21 protein-coding genes and 1 pseudogene are annotated in these 19818 nt (G+C 55.6%); 10 read left to right on the forward strand and 12 right to left on the reverse strand.

From position 1 onward, the window contains the following. Nucleotides 1-1284 (reverse strand): cytochrome P450, encoded by a 1284-nt coding sequence (locus tag PMI41_RS00490; protein WP_157179262.1) that lies wholly within the window; start codon nt 1282-1284, stop codon nt 1-3. A gap of 1076 nt (nt 1285-2360) precedes the next feature. Here PMI41_RS00490 and PMI41_RS00500 point away from each other — a divergent pair. Beyond that, complete coding sequence (locus PMI41_RS00500) at nt 2361-3353, forward strand: transporter (RefSeq protein WP_008120612.1); 993 nt, start codon at nt 2361-2363, stop codon at nt 3351-3353. A 212-nt stretch (nt 3354-3565) separates the two neighbouring features. Here PMI41_RS00500 and PMI41_RS00505 read toward each other — a convergent pair whose 3' ends face one another. The 7 genes from PMI41_RS00505 to PMI41_RS00535 are packed head-to-tail and all read right to left on the reverse strand — an operon-like array spanning nt 3566 to nt 9591. Further along, nucleotides 3566-3883, reverse strand: a complete 318-nt coding sequence (locus PMI41_RS00505) for a 2Fe-2S iron-sulfur cluster-binding protein (protein WP_008120615.1) — start codon at nt 3881-3883, stop codon at nt 3566-3568. Between the two features lie 40 nt (nt 3884-3923). Beyond that, nucleotides 3924-5156, reverse strand: a complete 1233-nt coding sequence (locus tag PMI41_RS00510) for an FAD-dependent oxidoreductase (RefSeq protein WP_008120616.1) — start codon at nt 5154-5156, stop codon at nt 3924-3926. A 13-nt stretch (nt 5157-5169) separates the two neighbouring features. Continuing rightward, nucleotides 5170-5727, reverse strand: coding sequence for a cupin domain-containing protein (locus tag PMI41_RS00515; RefSeq protein WP_008120617.1), 558 nt, complete (start codon nt 5725-5727; stop codon nt 5170-5172). After that, nucleotides 5720-6391, reverse strand: coding sequence for a 4-carboxy-4-hydroxy-2-oxoadipate aldolase/oxaloacetate decarboxylase (locus tag PMI41_RS00520; RefSeq protein WP_008120618.1), 672 nt, complete (start codon nt 6389-6391; stop codon nt 5720-5722). The genes PMI41_RS00515 and PMI41_RS00520 overlap by 8 nt, the downstream gene beginning before the upstream one ends. A 48-nt stretch (nt 6392-6439) precedes the next feature. Further along, nucleotides 6440-7351, reverse strand: coding sequence for an ABC transporter substrate-binding protein (locus tag PMI41_RS00525; RefSeq protein WP_008120619.1), 912 nt, complete (start codon nt 7349-7351; stop codon nt 6440-6442). A 30-nt stretch (nt 7352-7381) separates the two neighbouring features. Beyond that, entirely contained in the window at nt 7382-8407 is a 1026-nt protein-coding gene (locus tag PMI41_RS00530; protein WP_008120620.1) for an amidohydrolase family protein, read from the reverse strand. Beyond that, on the reverse strand, nt 8407-9591 hold the full coding sequence (locus PMI41_RS00535; protein WP_008120621.1) for a cytochrome P450: 1185 nt from the start codon (nt 9589-9591) through the stop codon (nt 8407-8409). The genes PMI41_RS00530 and PMI41_RS00535 overlap by 1 nt, the downstream gene beginning before the upstream one ends. 226 nt (nt 9592-9817) lie before the next feature. Between PMI41_RS00535 and PMI41_RS00540 the strand changes: the two genes are divergently transcribed. Beyond that, nucleotides 9818-11197, forward strand: a complete 1380-nt coding sequence (locus tag PMI41_RS00540; RefSeq protein ID WP_008120622.1) for an aminomethyltransferase family protein — start codon at nt 9818-9820, stop codon at nt 11195-11197. A 306-nt stretch (nt 11198-11503) separates the two neighbouring features. Here PMI41_RS00540 and PMI41_RS00545 read toward each other — a convergent pair whose 3' ends face one another. Beyond that, the gene (locus tag PMI41_RS00545; RefSeq protein WP_008120624.1) at nt 11504-12151 is read right to left on the reverse strand and encodes a TetR/AcrR family transcriptional regulator; all 648 of its coding nucleotides are present in this window, start codon (nt 12149-12151) and stop codon (nt 11504-11506) included. 55 nt (nt 12152-12206) lie between these two features. Further along, a complete protein-coding gene (locus PMI41_RS00550; protein ID WP_008120626.1) occupies nt 12207-12566 on the reverse strand; it encodes a DoxX family membrane protein in 360 nt (119 codons plus the stop codon). A 143-nt stretch (nt 12567-12709) separates the two neighbouring features. Here PMI41_RS00550 and PMI41_RS00555 point away from each other — a divergent pair, with 143 nt between their 5' ends. From PMI41_RS00555 to PMI41_RS25220, 6 genes and pseudogenes are all read left to right on the forward strand, one after another. Further along, on the forward strand, nt 12710-13819 hold the full coding sequence (locus PMI41_RS00555; RefSeq protein ID WP_008120629.1) for an alcohol dehydrogenase catalytic domain-containing protein: 1110 nt from the start codon (nt 12710-12712) through the stop codon (nt 13817-13819). Between the two features lie 121 nt (nt 13820-13940). Then, nucleotides 13941-14171 carry a tetrahydrofolate dehydrogenase/cyclohydrolase catalytic domain-containing protein gene (locus tag PMI41_RS00560; RefSeq protein WP_008120635.1) on the forward strand — a complete coding sequence of 77 codons (231 nt, stop codon included), beginning with the start codon at nt 13941-13943 and terminating at the stop codon, nt 14169-14171. A 541-nt stretch (nt 14172-14712) separates the two neighbouring features. Further along, nucleotides 14713-15561 carry a formyltetrahydrofolate deformylase gene (gene purU, locus PMI41_RS00565; RefSeq protein ID WP_008120637.1) on the forward strand — a complete coding sequence of 283 codons (849 nt, stop codon included), beginning with the start codon at nt 14713-14715 and terminating at the stop codon, nt 15559-15561. A 26-nt stretch (nt 15562-15587) separates the two neighbouring features. Next, entirely contained in the window at nt 15588-16505 is a 918-nt protein-coding gene (locus PMI41_RS00570; RefSeq protein WP_202949283.1) for a methylenetetrahydrofolate reductase, read from the forward strand. 35 nt (nt 16506-16540) lie between these two features. Further along, nucleotides 16541-16651, forward strand: a pseudogene (locus PMI41_RS24485) (aldehyde-activating protein); the annotation flags it as partial. 8 nt (nt 16652-16659) lie between these two features. Then, nucleotides 16660-16863 (forward strand): hypothetical protein, encoded by a 204-nt coding sequence (locus PMI41_RS25220; RefSeq protein ID WP_210160780.1) that lies wholly within the window; start codon nt 16660-16662, stop codon nt 16861-16863. 73 nt (nt 16864-16936) lie between these two features. Here the strand turns inward: PMI41_RS25220 and PMI41_RS25225 are convergent, their stop codons facing one another. Next, the gene (locus PMI41_RS25225) at nt 16937-17167 is read right to left on the reverse strand and encodes a hypothetical protein (protein ID WP_210160781.1); all 231 of its coding nucleotides are present in this window, start codon (nt 17165-17167) and stop codon (nt 16937-16939) included. Between the two features lie 65 nt (nt 17168-17232). Beyond that, nucleotides 17233-17994, reverse strand: coding sequence for an SDR family oxidoreductase (locus tag PMI41_RS00575; RefSeq protein WP_008120641.1), 762 nt, complete (start codon nt 17992-17994; stop codon nt 17233-17235). Between the two features lie 244 nt (nt 17995-18238). On the opposite strand from PMI41_RS00575, the gene PMI41_RS00580 reads away from it, so the two are divergent. After that, nucleotides 18239-18430, forward strand: coding sequence for a hypothetical protein (locus tag PMI41_RS00580; protein WP_008120643.1), 192 nt, complete (start codon nt 18239-18241; stop codon nt 18428-18430). Between the two features lie 360 nt (nt 18431-18790). Next, nucleotides 18791-19804, forward strand: coding sequence for a 2,3-diaminopropionate biosynthesis protein SbnA (sbnA, locus tag PMI41_RS00585; protein ID WP_008120644.1), 1014 nt, complete (start codon nt 18791-18793; stop codon nt 19802-19804). Nucleotides 19805-19818 lie beyond the last annotated feature (14 nt).

Raw genomic sequence — 19818 nt, forward strand, 5'->3', positions numbered from 1 at the left:
TTAGATGACGGTATTAACTCTGTTTTCGCCCATGTAGCCACCGAACTGGGCGACATCTGCAGACGGCCTTACGCGTACGTGCATTTTGACGACTCGATGCGCCACGGTTCGATGCTTTTCCTCCACGTCGAGGATTTCCCACGTTTCAACACGCTTGATCAACTCCTGTAGGAGTACCTGCATTTCCAGCTTCGCGAGGTGCATACCTGGACATACGTGACGGGCAAAGCCGAAGCCGACGTGATCGGCATTCGAACGTCCGATGTCGAACTTTTCCGGATCAGGATAATGGCGCTCATCACGATTCGCACTGACAAAGTTCAATCCGATGAACGTACCCTTCGGTATATCGATTTCTGCGATTTTCGCATCACGGTCTGCCCGTCGAAAAGCGTACCCACCCAGGGGGCCTTGGCGAAACAGGCGCACAACCTCGTTGACAGTTCCATTCACAAGTGACGGATTCTCGCGGAGACGATTCCACTGCTCTGGATTAACGGCGAAGAGACGAACCATTTCAGTGATATGGTTGATGGTATTGTCCAGGGAGCCATAAACCAGAACCGACATCAACCCGGGAAAGAAAGCCGGTCCCAGATCGCTTCCGGTTTTTGTCCCTTGTTCAACGTGAGCTGACCAAGAGTGCGGACAAACCCGATTGCGGAGGCCCGGATCTAAAAGATAATCAAGGGACTCCCTGAATATGCGATTGACCTCGGGATCCATCGGGTCGTCAAAAAGATCGAAAAGATTGCGTTGCCACGGCAGCAGTTTCGCTGCTTCATCCGGTGGGACGCCAATCCGCGGAAGTACGGCTGCGAGACCGAACGCCTCGGCCAGTTCAGTCATGACCTCGAACGTGCCCCGCTCACACAGTTTCTCGACGATACCTGCTGCGAGTTGCTCAAACTCGGGACGGAAATCCTTGAGTTGCGGAACGGTCAGCGGTCGCGCAACCACCTCTCGCACTTTCTGATGGGTCTCTCCGTCATTTCCGGTTGGAGCACCCCGAAATATGTCACGGAGTGTCTCGATCGGAGTTCCTTTGTATATCTCGTCTTCAGCGTCGAAGCCGAAAGCCGAGTCCTTGTTGAGAAAGGTATCGGTCTCCACGAACGTCTTGCGAACGTCCTCATAGCGACCGACCACCCAGGATCCATCGGCCAAACGAACAACAGGTCCAGCATCCCTGATCGCCTTGCGCATTGCCATCGGATCATCGATCGCTCTTTGTGACCTCGGATCCCAATCGATTTGCGGTGCTTCCACAGTCAATCCTCCCATTTTGGATTTCGGAATTCTGCCAAAGTTCAAGCTGACATCGATCCGCGTACCTTGATCGGCTGTCCTCCTACATGCGCGGGTGGAATATCGCGCAACACACTCGAATTCCAATTAGTATCTGGAGTCGAGTGGGAATGTCAAGAGATTCATTCGCACTCGGAGAAGGGTGGCCCTCTCATCGCTGCGCCTGGCGCCACCGAGAAGCCTGTATGGCGTCGGTTCTGTTTTGGAAAATAGGGCTCAACCTCTGATCGAAAGCGCTTCCAAGTCACACCTGACTCGTCGCGAGAGAATGACTGTCACAGACACAGCGCTGCCATCGTACGAGGGGTCGCCATCACGCCCTGCGTTGAACCAAAGTCCATCCTCGATCCCTGGAACCAAATGCAAAGTTTGATTTCAGCGTCGTGGTCAAATCGAAGTTTGGGCTTTACGGCGACGACGGAACAGGAACGCCACAGCGGCCAGTTGACATTCCAATTGGTTTTTGAATACTGTTAAGAATTGCTACGGGAGGGGTGAGAGGAGTCATCTTCCGCTGGGACGACCTGCAGGCGGTTTTCGCGCTTGATAGCTGCACTTTTTTGAAAAATGGGTGGCAAGGGAGAGTCTGCGTGATCGGGACTTCTTTCACGTATTCGGGTTCTGGTGACGGTTATCAGTGTGGAGGGAAAATAGTTGAATGCTGTCGATGTTGCTGGAAAGCGAATGCGATGGGCGGGGCGCAGCGCCGACAGAAATTCTGGGAGCCGATTGGCTTGGTGAAACCAGAAGTGCTGTACTCAACCACAGACTTTGTCGCATCTTTTCAGATAATGCCGTCCTCCGACGCGATCTCGGGCTCATACGAAGCTGTCCTGCTGGGACAGTTCTGCCGAACCTCACACCACCGTTACGCTCTGCTTGCAAGCTCGCGCTCCTCTTTATCGAAAACAACTCGGAAGGTGACAGCTCGAAACGCTGCGGAAAAGCTGATCCGCATACATAAGCTGCATGCTCAAGATCTCTTATCGAAGAGGACAAAATAACGATACCTGCTTGAAACCTGGAATATCTGAGGGAGGAGAGATTTCATCATGAGAAAAGCGAAAACGCTTCAGACATGGATTACCGTAGTCTTCACATTCGTCTGCGTCATATTTATAGGACCGGAGCCGTCAACCGTACTGGCTGCAGAGTCGTTTATATTGATACAGCCACCCGGGGGCACGGATCTCGGTCAGGCAATATTGCCTCCGCCGGGTCTTTACGGTGGAGTTACAATGATCCCATATAGTCGGAATGACCATTTTTATGATGCCAACGGGCATGTTCTTCCTCCAGAACAAGATATAATTCTCGACAGCCCGATAATCGCGGCCGGACTTCTCTACGTTTATCCGTTTGAGGTGTTTGGAGGAAGTATAGCGTCGTCGTTTGTGCTTGTAGCCACCGACTTGGACTATAACCTCCCTGGAGATATTGATGGCAATGTGACAGGGTTGGCTGATGCGTACGCGGATGTTTTCTACTGGACGAAAAACGTCGGCTTGGCCGGGGTCACTGCGGGTGATCTGCCATTGTCCTACGGATTGAATATTGGAATTGGTCTTGGGCTCCGCATTCCAACAGGAGACTACGACAAGTCGGCGACAGCCAACCTGGGGAGCAATGTCTGGACGCCTATTCCCAACATAGCCGTGACGTATGTGACGGGCCCAGACATGTCCCTCGGCGACAGCACGGAGCTAAGTGCCAGAATATTCTATGGGGTTCCATTCGAAAACCCAGATACCGGATACAAAACCGGGCAGATATTCAATATGGATTACTCAGCTGTACAACGATTTGGTAGCCTCCGTGTTGGAGTGGCTGGCTCGTATCAGATGCAAACGACGGGTGATACTCCCCCATCTGATGGCTCTATCCCAGATCGGGGCAAGACGTCTTTTGCGTCGATAGGTCCAGTCGTCGATTATACTTTTGTTGAGCAAGGAATTAACATAAAAGGGAAGCTCCAATTTACTTTTTCTCCTAAGAATACGGTAGACTCGACCGTCGTCATCCTTTCCATCAGTAAGAAGTTCTAGTCTCCCGAATCTCGATAGCGGCTCGCTTTAAGTATGATCAAGAGAACACTTTCTTTGCGAGACGCTAAGACGTCACTTGGCAGAAATACCACAATAGCGGACGCTACAAGCTAGCTAGAGCGCTCGTGCGATTTATGCGATCACGCCGGGTCGCAAGAGTAGCCAGCAGTTTTTGACTTCGATCCGTCCCAGAAAATCCTGGAACCAAATACCTACTCGTCTGGTGCGACAACAATCCGCATACCATCCATTGGTGGTTGAAACACAACCTGACAAGAGAGGCGAGAATTCGGCTTTAAATAGTCAGAAGCCTCGAGAAGATCCTCTTCATCCTGGGATTTCGAGGAGAGTTCTGCGCCGCCTGGAAGGTTTTCAATGTAGATATGACACGTTGCGCAGGAGAGCGAGCCTCCGCAGATTGCCAGAAGTTCCTCTATACCTGCGCTGCGGATGTTCTCCATAAGCGACAGGCCGACATGTGCTTCAACAGAGTGCAAGTCGCCATCCCGTGTCTTGACTGTGAATTGCATAGTGTTGGTCTCCTCCTCTGCGATTTCGTCGCTACTCTTTTCAGGCGGCGATAGCGATGTCCTTGAGCGGTATCCGGTCGTCGGCCAAAAGCGCAGGATCGACATGCGCATGGGCTTCAACCAGTTTGCGGCCTTGCACGTAGTCTCGCGTCGCGTTGATGCAATCGAGCGCGATCACCGCGCCGTCCTTCAGATAGACGAGCGAGAACTCCCGGTCCACGAGGTTACCGCGAAGCACTGTCTGATCATAGCCGAGACTGAGGCCAATCGTCTGAAGCCGTAAGTCGTATTGGTTCGACCAGAACCAGGGCACGAGCCGCAGGGGCTGGGGCTTCCCGCAGACAGCCTTCGCCGCCGTTTGCGCTTGCTCGTTGGCGTTCTGAACGGATTCGATGCGAATGCCTGGCCCGTCGCGCATTATCGTGCAGTCACCAATGCAGTAAACATCGGGCAGCGTCGTTCGGCAGAAGTCGTCAACCAGAATGCCAGTCTCGCCCCTCGTCGCTTCCGCACCTGCTGCAAGCAGGGGGCCGATGGCTGGCATGATCCCAATTCCGACAATGACTTGATCGGCTGCGATCGCTGTCCCATTCTGCAGACGCACGCCGCTCACTGCTCCATCGCGTGCTGTAAGCTCCGAAATGCCTGTACCGAGCAGAATCTCCACCCCGTGAGTACGATGCTCCGCTTCGTAAAAGCGGGACACTGGCTCGGCGGCGACGCGGGCAAGAACCCGATCCTGCGCTTCCAGGAGCGTGACCTCCTTGCCTAGTTCGCGCAATACAGCAGCGGCCTCCAGTCCGATATAACCGCCACCGATGACAGCAATGTGCTGGCTCGTTGGCAAAGCGGAAAGAAGGCGATCGCAATCGCCCTTGTTACGGATGGTGTGGACCCCAGAAAGGTTATGGCCGGGGCATGAAAGCGGGCGGGGTTCACCACCGGCCGCCCAGATCAGGACGCCGTAGCCGATCGCGGTATCATTGTCGCAGACTACCACCTTCGCGCTGCTATCGAGGGCTATTACACGCCTGCCGAGCCGCAACACCACCTCGCGTTCGTTCCAGAGCTCTGGTGGGCGCAGTTGCAGGCGATCAAAGCTCTTCTTGCCGGCAAGATACTCCTTCGAGAGAGCGGGACGATCATAGGGAATCACGGGTTCATCCCCAATCAGACCGATGCTGCCCGCAAATCCAGCCTGCCGCAGCGCGATCGCTGCCTGTGCCCCCCCGTGTCCACCGCCAACGATCATGCAATCGAAACGCTCCATCATCAATTGCCTTCCCTTACGCTGCCTTGGCGCCGATGAGTACGAAGCACATGGTCGCGGCGTGGTCGCCCTTGTTGCGCCAAGCGTGCCGTGTCCCGCATTGGATCACAACGTCGCCAGTCCGTAGATGCCTCGTTGCACCATCGTCCAACTCGAGCCATATCTCGCCATCAAGGACGATATCGTAGTCGACAGTGTCGGTCTGGTGCATCCCCGGCGCGTCCGGTTCGAAGCGCTCGGCAAGGCCCGGAATAAACTCACGCTGCTCCCGATCAGCCGCCAGGGGATCGAAATCCGGGTGCAAGAAGGACGAGTCGGGTGGGAACGTGACGATCATCAGTCGGGTCTCGCCCGCCGCGGGAGGAACGCGCAGTCGTAGCGGCGCGCTTTCACCTTCTCCCTGCGGCAATGCTGGGGAGGCCGCAGTCGCGTAGACCACTGACGTCATCATACCCGGAATTGATGCATAGTGATGGGCATTGGCCACGGGGCCATCACTTACGAAGGCGGATTTTCCGTCCTTGACGCCAGTAACGATCCTGCGGGGCACTTTCGAGCTATCGAACTTACTCATAGATCAATCCTTTCTCCTTCAGACGCGTACGCATGTCATTGATATCTAGGCTGAGCTTGCCGTCCGTGTAGAGCCGCCGCTTCTCCTCCTCCATCGCCGCGCGGCGATGTGCCTTTTCGAGGACGTTGGCGGCCAAGGCTCGCGACACCACGCAGACGCCGTCGTCGTCCGCCACGATCACATCGCCGGGCGTAACAAGCACGCCGGCGCAGACGATCGGCACCTGGACACTGGCGAGTGTTTCCTTCACGGTTCCCTGCGCGCTGATGGTCTTGCTCCAGACGGGAAAACCCATCCGCCGCAGATCTGCAACGTCGCGCACGCCGGCGTCGATCACCAGTCCCCGGATCCCGCGGGCGAAGGCCGACGTAGCAAGAAGATCGCCGAAATAACCGTCGTCGCAGGGAGAGGTGGGCGTGACCACAAGGATATCGCCCGGCTTTGCCTGCTCCAAAGCCACGTGGATCATCCAGTTGTCTCCGGGCGCAACCTCGCAGGTGAGAGCAGTGCCCGATATGCTCGCGCCCGACTGGATCGGCCGCAGGCGCGGGTTCAAGAGCCCGGTGCGGTCCTGCGCCTCGTGCGCGGTTGCGACGCCGAGGGCTGCGAAGCCGTCGGAAATCGCCGGGTCCGTTCGCGCAACCGTCGTTACTACTTTCGCCATGTCATGCTCCTTGGTGGCGGGTGTGTATCCTGGACGGCAGACCCAGCGTTAGCCTGCCGCGATGAAGCCAGGATCGAAAACGCCAGCAGCTTTCGCACGCTGGTTGGGTGAGATGAGCCCTGCGCGGGTCATAACGTCGATGGAGGTGGCGAGCGCGGTGGGCGCTACGGTGAGCTTCTTCGGCCACATGCCCATGCCACGCGTATAGGCGAGCCCCCTGGCTGCTAGATGCGGGTCGTCGGGCGTCGTGATGCGCTGGTAGATCGGCAGGGTGACGGCATCGTTCGTCGGATCATTGACGAAGTCATGCGCTTCTGCCAGTGCGGCAAGCAGTCTTTCGACCGTCTTGTGATTTTGCGACACCCAAGCTGCATTTCCTATGATCGCCGCAAAGACGATCTCGGGGATGATGTCGTTGACTTCGCCGATTAGGCGGAAGCCTTCGCGCTCCGCGAGAAAATTCCACGGCGCGGGCTGCGGGGCGCAGTCGATCTCGCCTTTCTGTAGTGCTATCCACCGCATGGTGTGGACGCCGGTTAGCACGAATTCATAGTCGCCGGGATAGGTTAGGCCATCGCGATGCAGCATCATCCGCGTGTAGATCGCCGTACCCTCGGTGAGGGAGGAGGTCCCGATCCGCTTTCCGCGCAGATCCTTGATACCGTCGATGTCGGAGCGCACGACCAGCGACATGGGCAGGCGAACCGAATTGGCCGCGAGGATTCTGAGATCGCCTCCGGCGATATAGTCCAGAATTGCCCCCTCGGGCGGGGTGATGGCGAGATCGGCGGTGCCGTCGCGCACCGCAGCCGTCGCCTTGTCTACCGAACCAAGGCGCAAATATTCGATCTTCAGCCCATTCGTTTTGAAGAAGCCCTGGTCTTCCGCGACGAAGACCGGAAGCCAGTTGAAGCCCTGCGCGCCGCCGGCGAAGCGTAGTGGCGTCAGTTCAGTCATCATTGTTCTCACTCCTTTTCCGATCGGTCCTCTTCAGCGCCCCTGGGCCCTCAACAGCGCATCGAGTCGAGGGTAAACTCTCCGTACGTTACCCTCGAAGACGGCGTGCTGAGTCTCTTCATCAAGGCTGAGGGCGTCGATATAACGTTTGGTATCATCGAAGCCGTGTCCGGTTTCCGAGTCCGTCGCACGAACCGCCCCGAGAAGCTCGGAGCCGAAGAGAATGTTCTTCGCGTCAACTATTTCGAACAGCAGATCGATTCCCGCTTGGTGGTAAACGCAGGTGTCGAAGTAGAGATTCTGCATCAAGTGCTCGGGTAGCGGCGGCTTGCCCAACATGACAGACAGCCCCCGGTATCGGCCCCAATGGTATGGGGCCGCACCTCCGCCATGCGGAATGATCAGTCGGAGCGCCGGATGCCGCTCGAAGAGATCGCCTTCGATCAACTGCATGAAGACGGCGGTATCCGCCGCGATGTAGTGCGCGCCAGTGGTGTGCAGGCAGCGCTCGCAGGAGCCGGAGACATGGATCATGGCTGGCACCTCGAGCCGTATCATAGCCTGCCAGAGCGGATCCCACCAGGGATCGTAGACCGGCGGCGCCGACCAGTGGCCGCCGGAGGGATCTGGATTGAGGTTGCACCCGACAAAGCCACGGGCGATGCAGCGTTCCAGTTCCTTGATGGCGGGTCCGACGTCGCCGTCCACCGTCTGCGGCAACTGGCACACGCCAGCGAAGTTCCTGGGAAACAGGTCGCAGATGTGCGCGATCATGTCGTTGGAAAGCCGCGCCCATTCGATAGCTATATCCTGTCCCGGGACGTGATGACCCATGCCGGAAGCGCGGGGAGACAAGATCGTCAAATCCGATCCCCTTTCTCGCTGAAGACGAAGCTGGTTGTTCACGATGATGTCAATCAGCTCACTATCGGCTATCCCAGCATAGGCCGGCCGCTCCCGCGACTGCCCTTCAGCGAACGCGACCTGCGCCTTACGAAAAGCATGAAAGCCGGGCGGTTCGGTCGTGAAGTGGCCATGGCAATCTATGACGAGACCCATCACACATCCCACTTCGCCGGCAAGTCGGAGACGCCGCGGAATCGCCAGCCCTTGGCCTGCATCTCGCGGTTGTCGTCAAGCCGAAGGTTCGGCAGTTGATGAAATACCTCCTCTAGGGCGATCTCTCCCATTGCACGCGATAGGAAGTGCCCGGAACAGAAATGAGGGCGGAATCCGAAGGAGACATGCGGCCGTTTCTTGCGAAACATATCGAAGCGATCGGCGTCCTCGAAACGGGTTTCGTCACGATTGGCCGATCCCATGACAATGGCGACGGATGCGCCGGCCGGGATTTTCGTATCGGCGATTGTGAAGTCCTCAGCGGCCACTCTTGGTGTTACGCCGATGGGAGCGATCCAGCGCAGGCCTTCGTCGAAGGCGCGAAGCGCATGATTCTTCGGATCAGCCGCCACAACCTTAGTCTGCTCGGGATCCAGCAGTAGGCCGGCACAGGCATTGGCGGCGGCGTGTCCTGGCTCTTGGAGGCCTCCCAGGATAATAACCTTCATCGTCGGCATGATTTCGGAAAGGCTGCGCACCTTTCCGTCCGGCATTCCGCCACTCACGACATGGCTCATCAACGTATGATCCGGCTTGGAGACGACACGCTCATACAGCGCACCCATCTGGGCGTCTATGTCGGCCAGCGCCTGATCGAGCCGATCCCACACAGCTTGGTCGCTGGAGACGTTTTGTAGACCGGCGGCCATGGCATGGAACCATTCGACCAACATTTCGTTTGGTGTATGGGTAAGTCCGATCACGTCCCCGATGCAGCGCACCGAAATCGGCTCGAAGAGATCCGCAGTGAGGTTCGCCGCTCCGCGCTGCTTCAGCCCCGCGAGGTAGCGATGCACGACCGGGCGTGTCAGCTTATCGACATAGCTACGGACTGCCTCCTGTGTTAGGTTCTGATCGATGCCCTCCCGCAGACTCTTGTGCTCTTCGCCCGACATCGTCAGCACGTTTGGCATACCCATGACGCGAGCCTCGGGTCGATCAGGACTACCCGACGGGCCAAAAATCCGGTCGTTCGAACCGACAGTGCGACAATCCTCGTAACGGGTCACGAAATACTCTTTCGTGCCCTCGAAGAAGGCAACAGGCTCTTCTTTGCGCAGCCGCGCGTAGACGGGATAGGGATCCCGGTATAGGTTCTCGCTCGTTAGTTCAGTGGCCGACATGTTTTTCCTCCCTTTCGCAAGGCAACGTCCGCCCGGAAAGGCGGTAGAATCTATATTAGGCGGATGTTCCTCCCATCACGCCGTTCGGATGTCAGGTCTGCATTGCCTCGAACCTCTTGACATACTCATTCGTCTTTAGATACTGAATGGTATTCGTGGCGATACCCCTTGTCAACACGGCAGGACGGCCTGCGAATAAGGTAAGGATAGCCAGAGGAGGAATATCATGGCTGCAGGTGAAGGAGCTCCGAAGAGCCTCGAAGCATTGATCGACGAAGCGGGCGGAGCGGTGAAGCTGCTGCGCGGGTCCAACCTTGGGCCCTATGTCTTCCCGGGCATCCCGCCGGAATTCAGCAACTGGCGCGACGAAGTGCAAGCCTGGAAGGACAGCGTCGCACTGCTGGAGTTGTCCTACCATATGACTGAATTACACCTGCGTGGCCGCGACGTGATCCCTTTCTTGGGGCAATTTGCCGTGAACAAGCTTGATCCGTTTCAGGTCAAGCGTGCTAAGCAAATCGTGCTTGCAGGTCACGATGGCAATTTCATTGCCGACGCTATCCTTTTTCGTGAGGAGGAGGAATTTTTTCGCATCGTCGGAGCGCCTTTCGCCAGCGACTGGCTGCTCTACAACGCGCAAAATTCGCCGCTCTCCATCACAGTGGAGAAGAACGACAACTGGTCTGTTCGCCAGACCCCTCGCGACGTTTTCCGACTCCAGGTGCAGGGTCCGGAGGCTTTACCACTCATGCAAGAAGTTACGGGCAATACTTTGCCGGATATCAAGTTCTTCTTCGTTGGCGAGCTCCAAATTGCCGGCAAAACAGTCCGGGCGCTTCGTCACGGAATGGCCGGGACACCAGGATTCGAGTTGTACGGACCGTGGGACGACCAGCAGACCGTGCGCGAAACGCTCGAAAAGGTGGGTGAGAAATATGGAATGCGGAAGGTCGGCGCGCTCGCCTATTCCGCTACTGCCCAGGAATCAGGCTGGATGCCGATGCCGATGCCGGCCATCTATCATGGCTCTGAGATGAAACCGTATCGCGAATGGCTCAACAACTACTTTCTCGAAACCATCGGTTCGCTCGGCGGAAGCTTCATCTCCGATCGGATCGAAGACTACTATGTCGATCCGATTGAGCTGGGGTATGGCAGTTTGGTGGACTGGAACCGCGACTTCCTTGGCAGGGCCGCTCTTAAGGAGAAGGCTGCGAACCAGAAACGTACGAAGGTTACCCTGGTGTGGAATGACGACGACGTTGCCGCGACGATCAAGGCTTCGCTCTTCGACAACCAGAAACCTGACCGCTTCATGGCTCTTCCCAACCCGATGTATGCGACATTCCAGGCCGATGCTGTTTTCAAGGGCGCTAATGCTGCCGGCGTTTCGCAATGGCTGGCCTATTCGGCGAATGCGCAACACGTGATCTCGCTCGCGGTCGTCAATGTCGAGGACGCGACCCCCGGTACAGAACTCACCCTTCTGTGGGGCGAACCGAATAGTCGGCGGCGAACGGTGGACCGCCACGACGTCCGTGAGATTCGGGTCACCGTCGCGCCGGCACCGTATTTCGACAAGGTTATCAAGATCGGTCACCAATAAACGCCGAATTGGAATATCGCCGCGCCTATCTGTAGCGCGGCGCTTCCGACACAGGCTCTGATCGAACGCTTTCGTGTAAAGTTGAGTGCGCGTTGAAGCTTCTACTTTGCAATACTTTGACAGATTTTCAGCGGAGAGGGGCCGCAGTGCGGACAACGGATTGACGGAGGTTGTCGGAGTGCGCCTAGGATTGCCTACCGGACGACAGGAAGGCTTGGCTGTGGCGGAGGGCTGGGCTTCTTTTCCCTCCTGCCGCTTGTTTGAGGCGGCTATCCCGCACGGACGAAAGACCCGCCATTTATAAGTTCATGACCTAGTAAGAGAACGATCGCGAACTGCGGCGACTTCGGAGAGGGACGTTCGGTCTGCACTGTGGTTCTCGTACATTTCCCTCAGCACCTGTCTGACCATTTGGCCAGCTGAACGCTCCTTGAGAAAGCTTGAGATGCCGCCGTAGGTGAGTTCGAATACCGTTCCACCGAGGAGAAAGGGATCTACCGATTTCTTACAATCTGGAAACAGCTTTTCGATCAGGATGTTGCCGAGGCCCCTCCATTGTTCGGCAAAGACATCCAGGTGTCGCTTGGTCAGTGATCCGTCGCGGCGCGCCCTGCGAAGCAATTCCATTGCAAGAATGCCCCAGCGCTGCTCGCTGGCCCGATCGCTAGACCATTCGGCGAGAGTATCGATCACATCATACGGATCATCATGCTTGCTCAAGAGCTTGCCTAATTCAACGACGTCGCCCCCGGCGTTGCCTTCCAGCAACTGCATGACTATTTCTTCCTTGCTGGAAAAGTTCGAATAAAATGCGCCCTTGGAGAAACCAGCCTCTTCAGCAATTCGCTCCACAGTTGCCCCATCGTAGCCATCCCGCGCTACGACCTCGTATGCGGACGCCATAAGTTTCTCACGGGTCAGAGCCTGGCTCTGCTCTCGCGTCAATCGCGCCATTCACTTTCTCCTAGTTGCGTATTCGAATACGAAGAAGTACGCGAATACGCCTGGATTATGCAAGTAGCAGGATGAGGCAGATTGTCGCCCAGAAAATCGGGAACTCCGGGCCCATCTTCTGCCAGCGCCAATGGAAGCCGTTAATTCTGGCAATCGCATAGGAGGCGCCCAACAGGACGATGAGCGCCAAGGTCTCAGAAACTTTGGGAAAAATGTTGAACACCATGCCAGCACAAGCCAGTACCTCCATGGCGATCGTCCCCCCCACGAAAAACCGCCCAGGCCGAAAGCCTGCCGCTTCGAAAGTGGCCGCGGCCTTGACGTAGTTTGTGGCCTTGCCGACGATATGGGGAACAAACCAGATGCCGCACAATACCCGCATGACATCCGTGATCTCCCAGTAGCCAAGTATCATTTTGTACCTCCTGACCCCGTAATGAGAGACCGCGAAATCTTCTGGCTTGTCATTTGGGATACCATTTAGTATTTGTAGACCATTGAGGATGTCAAGTGGCTCGGGCTGGACTAGCCGCCGCAACTGTCAATCAAGGAGGAAGCATGGTGGAGTTGATGCGCGCAGCGCGGCTACATGAGGTTGGCGCGAAAATGGTCATCGAGAATGTCGAACGGCCTGTTGCCAAGGGGACCGATGTCGTCGTCGCCGTCAAGGGCTGCGGCATGGTCCCCAATCTCGCGAACGTTCTCGCCAACTGGGAAACTTGGTATCCGCACATGCCCCTGCCGCCACGACCGGCGATCTTCGGGCTGGACCCGGTCGGCGTCGTTCATGAGATCGGCCGGCAGGTCATGAACATCAAACGGGGCGACCGGGTATACGTCAACCCGGGCCGTTCCTGTGGCGCGTGCCATGCCTGCAACTCAGGCACTCCCCAGAAGTGTGAGTACTGGACGCTGAACGGATACTTTGGCTACAACCCGAACAGCTTGGAAATCTTCAAACGCTATCCATATGGCGGATTCTGCGAATACATGCTCGCTCCACAAAGCGCGCTCGTCAGAATACCGGATAATCTCCAGTTTCAGCAGGCGGCTCGGTTGGGCTATCTCGGAACGTCCTACGCGGCGATCAAGAAGATGGGACCTCTCGCCGGGAAATCCCTGATCGTGCATGGCGCAACTGGCACGCTCGGGGTGGGAGTGACACTTGTCGCGCTTGCGCTTGGTATCTCCCGCATCTTTGCGGTGGCGCGCGGCAGGCCCCTTCTCGACCGCCTCAGGCTGCTTGCACCAAACCGAGTCGAGATATTTTCGAACCGCGATGCCAGCACAAAGGACTGGGTGAAGTCGCTTACTGGCGGGCGCGGCGCTGATCTGATGGTCGATACGCTCGGAGCGGTCGCTTCGCTCGACGCCTTCAAAGATGCAATGTACGGCGTCCGGCGGGGAGGGCGTATCATCAACATTGGCGGTACCGCGGGTGAGCTGCCGGTTGACGTTAAATGGTGGATGGACGAGCAGATGGAACTGGTTGGATCGGTCTGGTTTACCACGGCCGAGGGGCAGGAACTCGCTGACATGATACAACAGGGCGTTGTCGACATATCATCGCTTCAGCCTAAGACTTGGCCGCTCGACGAAATCAATGAGGCGATTTCCAGCGTTGCCAGCGGTGATGGCGGCTTTACGAGCTACCTTGTTGAAATCTGAAGCGACGAATTGGTTGCAGTAGTTTGATGATACTTGCGGGTGCGCTAACCTTTGCCTGTTTGGGTTTTCAGTGTTCCGCTTAGTTGTGTGATGACTGTTTTGACGCCAGGGGCAGCTCTGCATGACCGCATTCATTCTCGATGGTAGAACATTTGTTGCTCAAATGCGGGCGGCGGCAGACGTGGTCGTACACTTGAAAGCTGAGCACGGAGTCATTCCGGGCTTAGCGGTGGTGCTCGCCGGTGAAGACCCAGCAAGTCATATCTATGTTCGGAATAAAGGCAAACAAACCGTAGCAGTAGGAATAGAATGTTTCGAGACCAAGCTGCCCTACAATATAACAGAGGCTTAGCTCCCTTCGGTTGTCGCCCGGTTGAATGCCATGCCACATGTGCATGGAATTTTGCTGCAGCACTCCTGATTCAGGCGGCAACTTCGATACCGGTAGACGCTTGCACAGCTATGGGGGCCTGATCTCGCCAGAGTAGGGCGTCGCGCGGCATTCTAGCGATGGTTGCATCATGGTCAATGCGATCCTGCTGATGGCCGGTTAAAGGGCACGGCCTAACGCGCTCAACTTGCCGCTTATGGTTTGGGTGCCTCCGGCGGGCGGAACGTCCGGTAAGACTGTTGACGCGCTTCAAATCACAATATACTGATTGGTATCTAAATACTTTGCAGAATTTAGATTTGTTGGGCAACCGTCAAGGACGAACTATCTTGTTCTTAGGAGGAGGAAATGGCTGGCATTGGTTGTTGCCTTTAACAAGTCGTGGTTTTCGAAGTCGCAACTTACATCGCCGCCATGAAACGGTCTAACGACAGGAAGATTGGCACACAGTCTGACAAGATGGACCGGCCAAGCTATTGCAGGCGTCCATGCGGGAGGGGTCATGCAGCGGTATATCCTGAATCTGAAATGCAGGAACCAGCCAGGTATCGTCGCCAAGGTTTCAGGAGCGTTATTCGAACAGGGGGGAGATATTTCGGAGGCGCATCAGTTCGATGATCCTCTATCCAACAATTTCTATATGCGAGTGACGTTCAAGTCACCTAACCGCCAGGAAGCAATTGAGGGACGACTGAATAAGGTCGATGTTGGCCCAGGTTTGAACTGGTCACTATATCTGGCAGACGCGCGTCCGCGAATTCTGATCATGGTTTCAAAGTTCGATCACTGCCTCGTCGATTTAGTCTACCGATCTCGCATTGGCGACCTCGATGCAGAGATCGTGGCTGTAGCCGGCAATCATCCCTCCAACGAACTTCGCTTTGAGCCACGGCCGAACATGCCTTACATCCATTTACCTGTGACCACCAAGACGAAGCAGACGCAGGAGAAAAAGCTTCTGGAATTGGTCAAGAGCACTGGAGCAGAACTCATAGTGCTCGCCCGTTACATGCAGATCCTCTCACAAGAGTTGACGGATGCACTCTCAGGCCGCTGTATCAACATTCATCACTCCTTCCTTCCGGGCTTCAAGGGAGCCAAACCTTATCATCAGGCGTATGAGCGCGGAGTGAAGATGATTGGCGCAACCGCGCACTACGTGACATCCGACCTAGATGAAGGGCCGATAATCGCCCAGGACGTCGAGACCATTAGTCACGCCGACACGCCGGATGATCTCGTTGCGAAGGGACGTGATATCGAGCGGCGCGTACTTGCTCGCGCGGTCCAACTCCATCTGGAGCGGCGCATTCTGCTAGACGGGACCAAAACCATCGTCTTCCAAAAATGATCAGGCCGCTAGGAAAGGTTCTGAGTATGCTGAATTTTCTGTCGGGATCGAAGACTCTGACTCTTAAGCACGGCGATGTCGTCACCGCGCGTATTGGCGCGCTCCTGCGCGACGCTTCGGTCGAGATAATGCCGCGCACGGCATCCAAAATAGAGGATTTCCATGAGCTGTTCCCGAAAGGCACACGTATCTATATTGCCCACATTGCCGGCACGCCTATAGGTGATATGGTGGCAACGGCACGCAGACTGCGCGAAGCGGGCTTTGCGGTGATGCCGCATTTCCCCGCCCGATCTATCCGCGACCGGGCCGAACTGCGCGAATGGATCGACCGTTATCAGGCTGAAGCCGGTGTCGATCAAGGCCTCATCCTCGCTGGTGATGCTAGCACGCCTCTGGGGACTTTCGATTCGTCCATGCAACTTCTCGATACTGGATTGTTTGAGGAGACCGGCTTCCGTTATCTTCACGTCGCTGGTCACCCGGAGGGAAATCGGAGTATCGATCCGGACAAGGATAGTCGCAATGCCGATGCCGCTCTTTTCTGGAAACAGGAGTATGCTCGCCACAGCCGGGCAGAGATGGCCATCGTTACTCAGTTTTGCTTTTCGATGCCGCCGGTGCTCGGCTGGATCAAGCATTTGCGGACTATTGGAATATCCTTGCCAATTCATCTAGGTGTTGCAGGCCCGACAAAGTTGCAGACGCTCATAAAGTATGCCGTTACGTCGGGCGTTGGACCATCGCTGTCGGTGTTGCAGCGCAGAGCCACAGACCTGGGTCAACTAGTCAAGCCTTACGAGCCGACACAACTGTTTCAAGCACTCCTTGAGGATTCAGCGGACATTGATCGCGCGCTGCTTCCTGATGCAATTCATATGTTTCCATTTGGGGGAATCAAAGCATCTGCCGATTATCTGATGCAATACCAACAGGTCGGTTAAGACACTAATAACGACTCTCCGGAAACATTTAGCGCATGAAAACTGGGATACATCCATCTGTCGATTCAGGGTTCAAGGCGATCAACGCCGCCGTTTCTGGCGGCACGCTCGTCTGCAACTGCACGAGCAATCCCGTGAAGGTCCGCTTCGGGGGGTGACGTCACCACAACCACGTTTGCGGCGCTTGCAGCTGCGCGAACGAACGATGTTTGCCTTCACCAAGAGCATCGCTATAGATGGCTGGCATATCGGATATCTGACGGCTCCGGCGAACATCATCGAAGGCCTGCTGAAAATCACTGCCAACGACGTGACCCACGTCAACACCTCATCCAGGAACGTGCCTATGCGGCGGTAACCGGGCCTGAGGAAATTCTGCATCACCTAGTAGATGAGGACCGCATCAAAACGCGATATCGTCGTGAGCCGCCTCAATCAAATGCCGGCGTCGCCTGTGACTGGCCGCAGGCACGATCTACGCCTTCCCGAACAAAACCTTGCTTGGTATTTCTGTGCAAACGCTTGCTGAAGCGATCCTGGAAAAGGCTGACGTCGTGGTTGAAGCCGGTAGCTTTTACGGCAGTGCCGGGGAATGTCATCTTCGAGTCTGTTTCGGCTCCCAGTCGACCGAGCGGATTACGGAGGCTATGAACTGTCTCCAAAATTTCTTCGGCACCTTCTAGACCGCTTCCCGCAAGTGGAAGCTCCGGATGATGACGAGTGTCGATTACATTTGGGCCGACATTCCACCATCGACGGTAACCGTCGCGCCATTGACAAAACTTGCGGCGGGCGAAGCAAGGAAAAGCGCTGCTGGGGCAAGTTCTTCGGGCCGCCCCCACCGTTTCAATGGAATACGCATGTGGACGAAATCTTGAACCTTTGGATCATCCGCAAGAAGCTGGTTAGGTTCGGTTGCAAACCAGCCGGGCGCAATAGAATTGACGGTGAGGTTTTCTGCACCGAATTCGACGGCAAGGGACCGAGTAAGAGCCGACAACCCACCTTTTGCAGCAGTGTAAGCGGGATCGGGAGCTCGGGCTATTGACGCCGCGATCGATGTGACAAATATCAATCGTCCGGACTGCGAGCGTTGAAGTAAGGGTAGGGCGGCGCGCGCCAGACGATAGGCAGCCGCCAGATTCACATCGACAATGGCTGAAAAATCAGCAGGGCTCATATCCAAAGTACCGCGTCGGTCGCGTACACCAGCCGCATGAACGAGTATATCCAACCCGCCAAGGAGCTCGCTGGATTTGAACGCCAGTGCCTCCGCCTCGTCTATCAGGTCCGCCGCCAAGACCCGCAGCATCAACCCTCGGTCTTGCTGCTCTGTCTGTATTTCATTTAGAGCTTCGGCGTTCCGACCACTGATGACAACGTTGGCTCCCGCAAACGAGAACGCTTTCGCGATCTCCAACCCCAGGCCCCGGCTGCCACCCGTGACAAGCACGCGCTTTCCAGTGAAGTCAAAGAGTTCTTTGTTCATCGGTTACTTCCTCATTGTCGGCTTTGACGCACGCTTTTTCGCTCATCAACCACCAAGCTGTCCATATTTGAAACAATATCAAAGCTTATGTGCTCACAAGGGATCGAATGTTTTGACAAGTGTGCCATCGGCCGGCTCGGCGGTCCAGCCCTCAGGGTGGCGACAGTTCGAACACGCAGGGGAAACACTTCTTTCTCGGTCAAGTCTTTATGGCGGGGCTCTGGGAGCGCATGCAGGAAGTTGAATGCTGCTATTTCCGGCACCTCTGACCGGAAAGTCGCCAATCGCATCCGTTCAGAACGCTACTCTGCCGATCTCGCCTTTTGCAGATCTTCAAGCGTTTGACGGCAAATCGCAGGGAGTGTGGAGTTGGCGGCAAATGTACCGGCATGGCACCACAGGTGCTGCGCTCCTGCAACATTTCCTTGTGACATAGGCTGACGGAAAATCGGTGGCAGCCAGACAGCACGGGCGGTGATTTTCATAGTTGGCTGGGCTAAGCCCACATTCACTGTCGATAAGTCCTTAACCCAAAAACAAGGTCATTTCCAAGGTAATCTGTATAACATCAAAAATATATTAATATTACTATAATATATACCTACCAGCATCAGAGCAATATTCTGATTATCATATATAACTTTGAATTATATTGAATATACACTAATTCAAAATGCAATTCAACTAAATATGATAATTTTACTCCTGTTTTATTTTTCTTATCGGGTGCATAAGTTCTGTGCGCTATAACTGCGTGTTTTTCTGAATTTAACACTACACCGATCAGGAGTTCGGCATGAAGCCAAGTCTTTCTGAATTCATTGGAAATACACCGTTGGTAGAGATAGAGTTACCATTCTCAAAAAACCGGTTTCGTATTTTCTCTAAGCTTGAAATGTTCAATCCAGGCGGAAGTATAAAAGACCGCCCGGCGCTATATATGATCCAGCAAGCTATAAGGGCGGGGCGGATAAAGGCGAATACCCATCTTGTCGAGAGTTCTTCCGGTAACCTCGCGATCGCCATGGCGATGATCGCACAGCAAATGAAGCTCAGATTTACTGCCGTCATCGACCCAAACATCACGAAGACAAACCGGGCCCTGATCGAGGCTTACGGCGCGTCCGTCGATCTTGTGGAAGAGAGGGATGAGGAAGGCGGATTCCTTCATACACGTATCAGGCGCGTGAATGCGCTGCTGCGCGAAATTCCGAACGCGGTATGGCTGAACCAGTACGCCAATCCGGACAATCCCGCCGCGCACTACCGTGGCGCTGGAGAAGAGATCGTTCGAGACATGACCGTCGAGCCGACACATGCCTTTATCAGCGTCAGCACGTGCGGCACCATTATGGGGTTGGCACGCCGATTAAAGGAAACCTGGCCTAACATCCGGATTATAGCAGTCGATATTGCGGGCTCCGTCATTTTCGGTCCTTCTGCTGATCGAAGACGGATTCCGGGAATTGGTGCGAGCCGCGTTCCTGAACAACTCGACAGACGTGAGATCGACGAGGTCATTATCGTGAACGATTTCGAGTCCGTCGAAGGTTGCCGCCTTCTCGTTCAGGAAGAAGGTCTGCTCACGGGTGGTTCTTCGGGCTCGGTTATTGCTGCCATCCGGAAAGTCGCTCCGCAACTACCCGACAATTCAGTCATAATTACCGTCCTTCCAGACCGGGGCGAGCGTTATCTTGATAGTGTTTATAATTCGGAATGGCTGCCGGAGGTGGAGCGTGTCCATCGCCCGCTAGCCACATCCCATGTCTTGGTCGATCAAGACTCTTCCTATCTGCGAAACGCCTCCTGACCATCAGGAAGCAT

The organism is Phyllobacterium sp. YR531, assembly GCF_000282595.1.
GTDB lineage: Bacteria > Pseudomonadota > Alphaproteobacteria > Rhizobiales > Rhizobiaceae > Phyllobacterium.

Excerpts from the sequence above, each read along its gene's own strand:
- PMI41_RS00490 (WP_157179262.1), bottom strand. The coding sequence starts at position 1,284 with ATGGGAGGATTGACTGTGGAAGCACCGCAAATCGATTGGGATCCGAGG.
- PMI41_RS00500 (WP_008120612.1), top strand. The coding sequence starts at position 2,361 with ATGAGAAAAGCGAAAACGCTTCAGACATGGATTACCGTAGTCTTCACA.
- PMI41_RS00505 (WP_008120615.1), bottom strand. The coding sequence starts at position 3,883 with ATGCAATTCACAGTCAAGACACGGGATGGCGACTTGCACTCTGTTGAA.
- PMI41_RS00510 (WP_008120616.1), bottom strand. The coding sequence starts at position 5,156 with ATGATGGAGCGTTTCGATTGCATGATCGTTGGCGGTGGACACGGGGGG.
- PMI41_RS00515 (WP_008120617.1), bottom strand. The coding sequence starts at position 5,727 with ATGAGTAAGTTCGATAGCTCGAAAGTGCCCCGCAGGATCGTTACTGGC.
- PMI41_RS00520 (WP_008120618.1), bottom strand. The coding sequence starts at position 6,391 with ATGGCGAAAGTAGTAACGACGGTTGCGCGAACGGACCCGGCGATTTCC.
- PMI41_RS00525 (WP_008120619.1), bottom strand. The coding sequence starts at position 7,351 with ATGATGACTGAACTGACGCCACTACGCTTCGCCGGCGGCGCGCAGGGC.
- PMI41_RS00530 (WP_008120620.1), bottom strand. The coding sequence starts at position 8,407 with ATGGGTCTCGTCATAGATTGCCATGGCCACTTCACGACCGAACCGCCC.
- PMI41_RS00535 (WP_008120621.1), bottom strand. The coding sequence starts at position 9,591 with ATGTCGGCCACTGAACTAACGAGCGAGAACCTATACCGGGATCCCTAT.
- PMI41_RS00540 (WP_008120622.1), top strand. The coding sequence starts at position 9,818 with ATGGCTGCAGGTGAAGGAGCTCCGAAGAGCCTCGAAGCATTGATCGAC.
- PMI41_RS00545 (WP_008120624.1), bottom strand. The coding sequence starts at position 12,151 with ATGGCGCGATTGACGCGAGAGCAGAGCCAGGCTCTGACCCGTGAGAAA.
- PMI41_RS00550 (WP_008120626.1), bottom strand. The coding sequence starts at position 12,566 with ATGATACTTGGCTACTGGGAGATCACGGATGTCATGCGGGTATTGTGC.
- PMI41_RS00555 (WP_008120629.1), top strand. The coding sequence starts at position 12,710 with ATGGTGGAGTTGATGCGCGCAGCGCGGCTACATGAGGTTGGCGCGAAA.
- PMI41_RS00560 (WP_008120635.1), top strand. The coding sequence starts at position 13,941 with ATGACCGCATTCATTCTCGATGGTAGAACATTTGTTGCTCAAATGCGG.
- purU (WP_008120637.1), top strand. The coding sequence starts at position 14,713 with ATGCAGCGGTATATCCTGAATCTGAAATGCAGGAACCAGCCAGGTATC.
- PMI41_RS00570 (WP_202949283.1), top strand. The coding sequence starts at position 15,588 with ATGCTGAATTTTCTGTCGGGATCGAAGACTCTGACTCTTAAGCACGGC.
- PMI41_RS00575 (WP_008120641.1), bottom strand. The coding sequence starts at position 17,994 with ATGAACAAAGAACTCTTTGACTTCACTGGAAAGCGCGTGCTTGTCACG.
- PMI41_RS00580 (WP_008120643.1), top strand. The coding sequence starts at position 18,239 with ATGCTGCTATTTCCGGCACCTCTGACCGGAAAGTCGCCAATCGCATCC.
- sbnA (WP_008120644.1), top strand. The coding sequence starts at position 18,791 with ATGAAGCCAAGTCTTTCTGAATTCATTGGAAATACACCGTTGGTAGAG.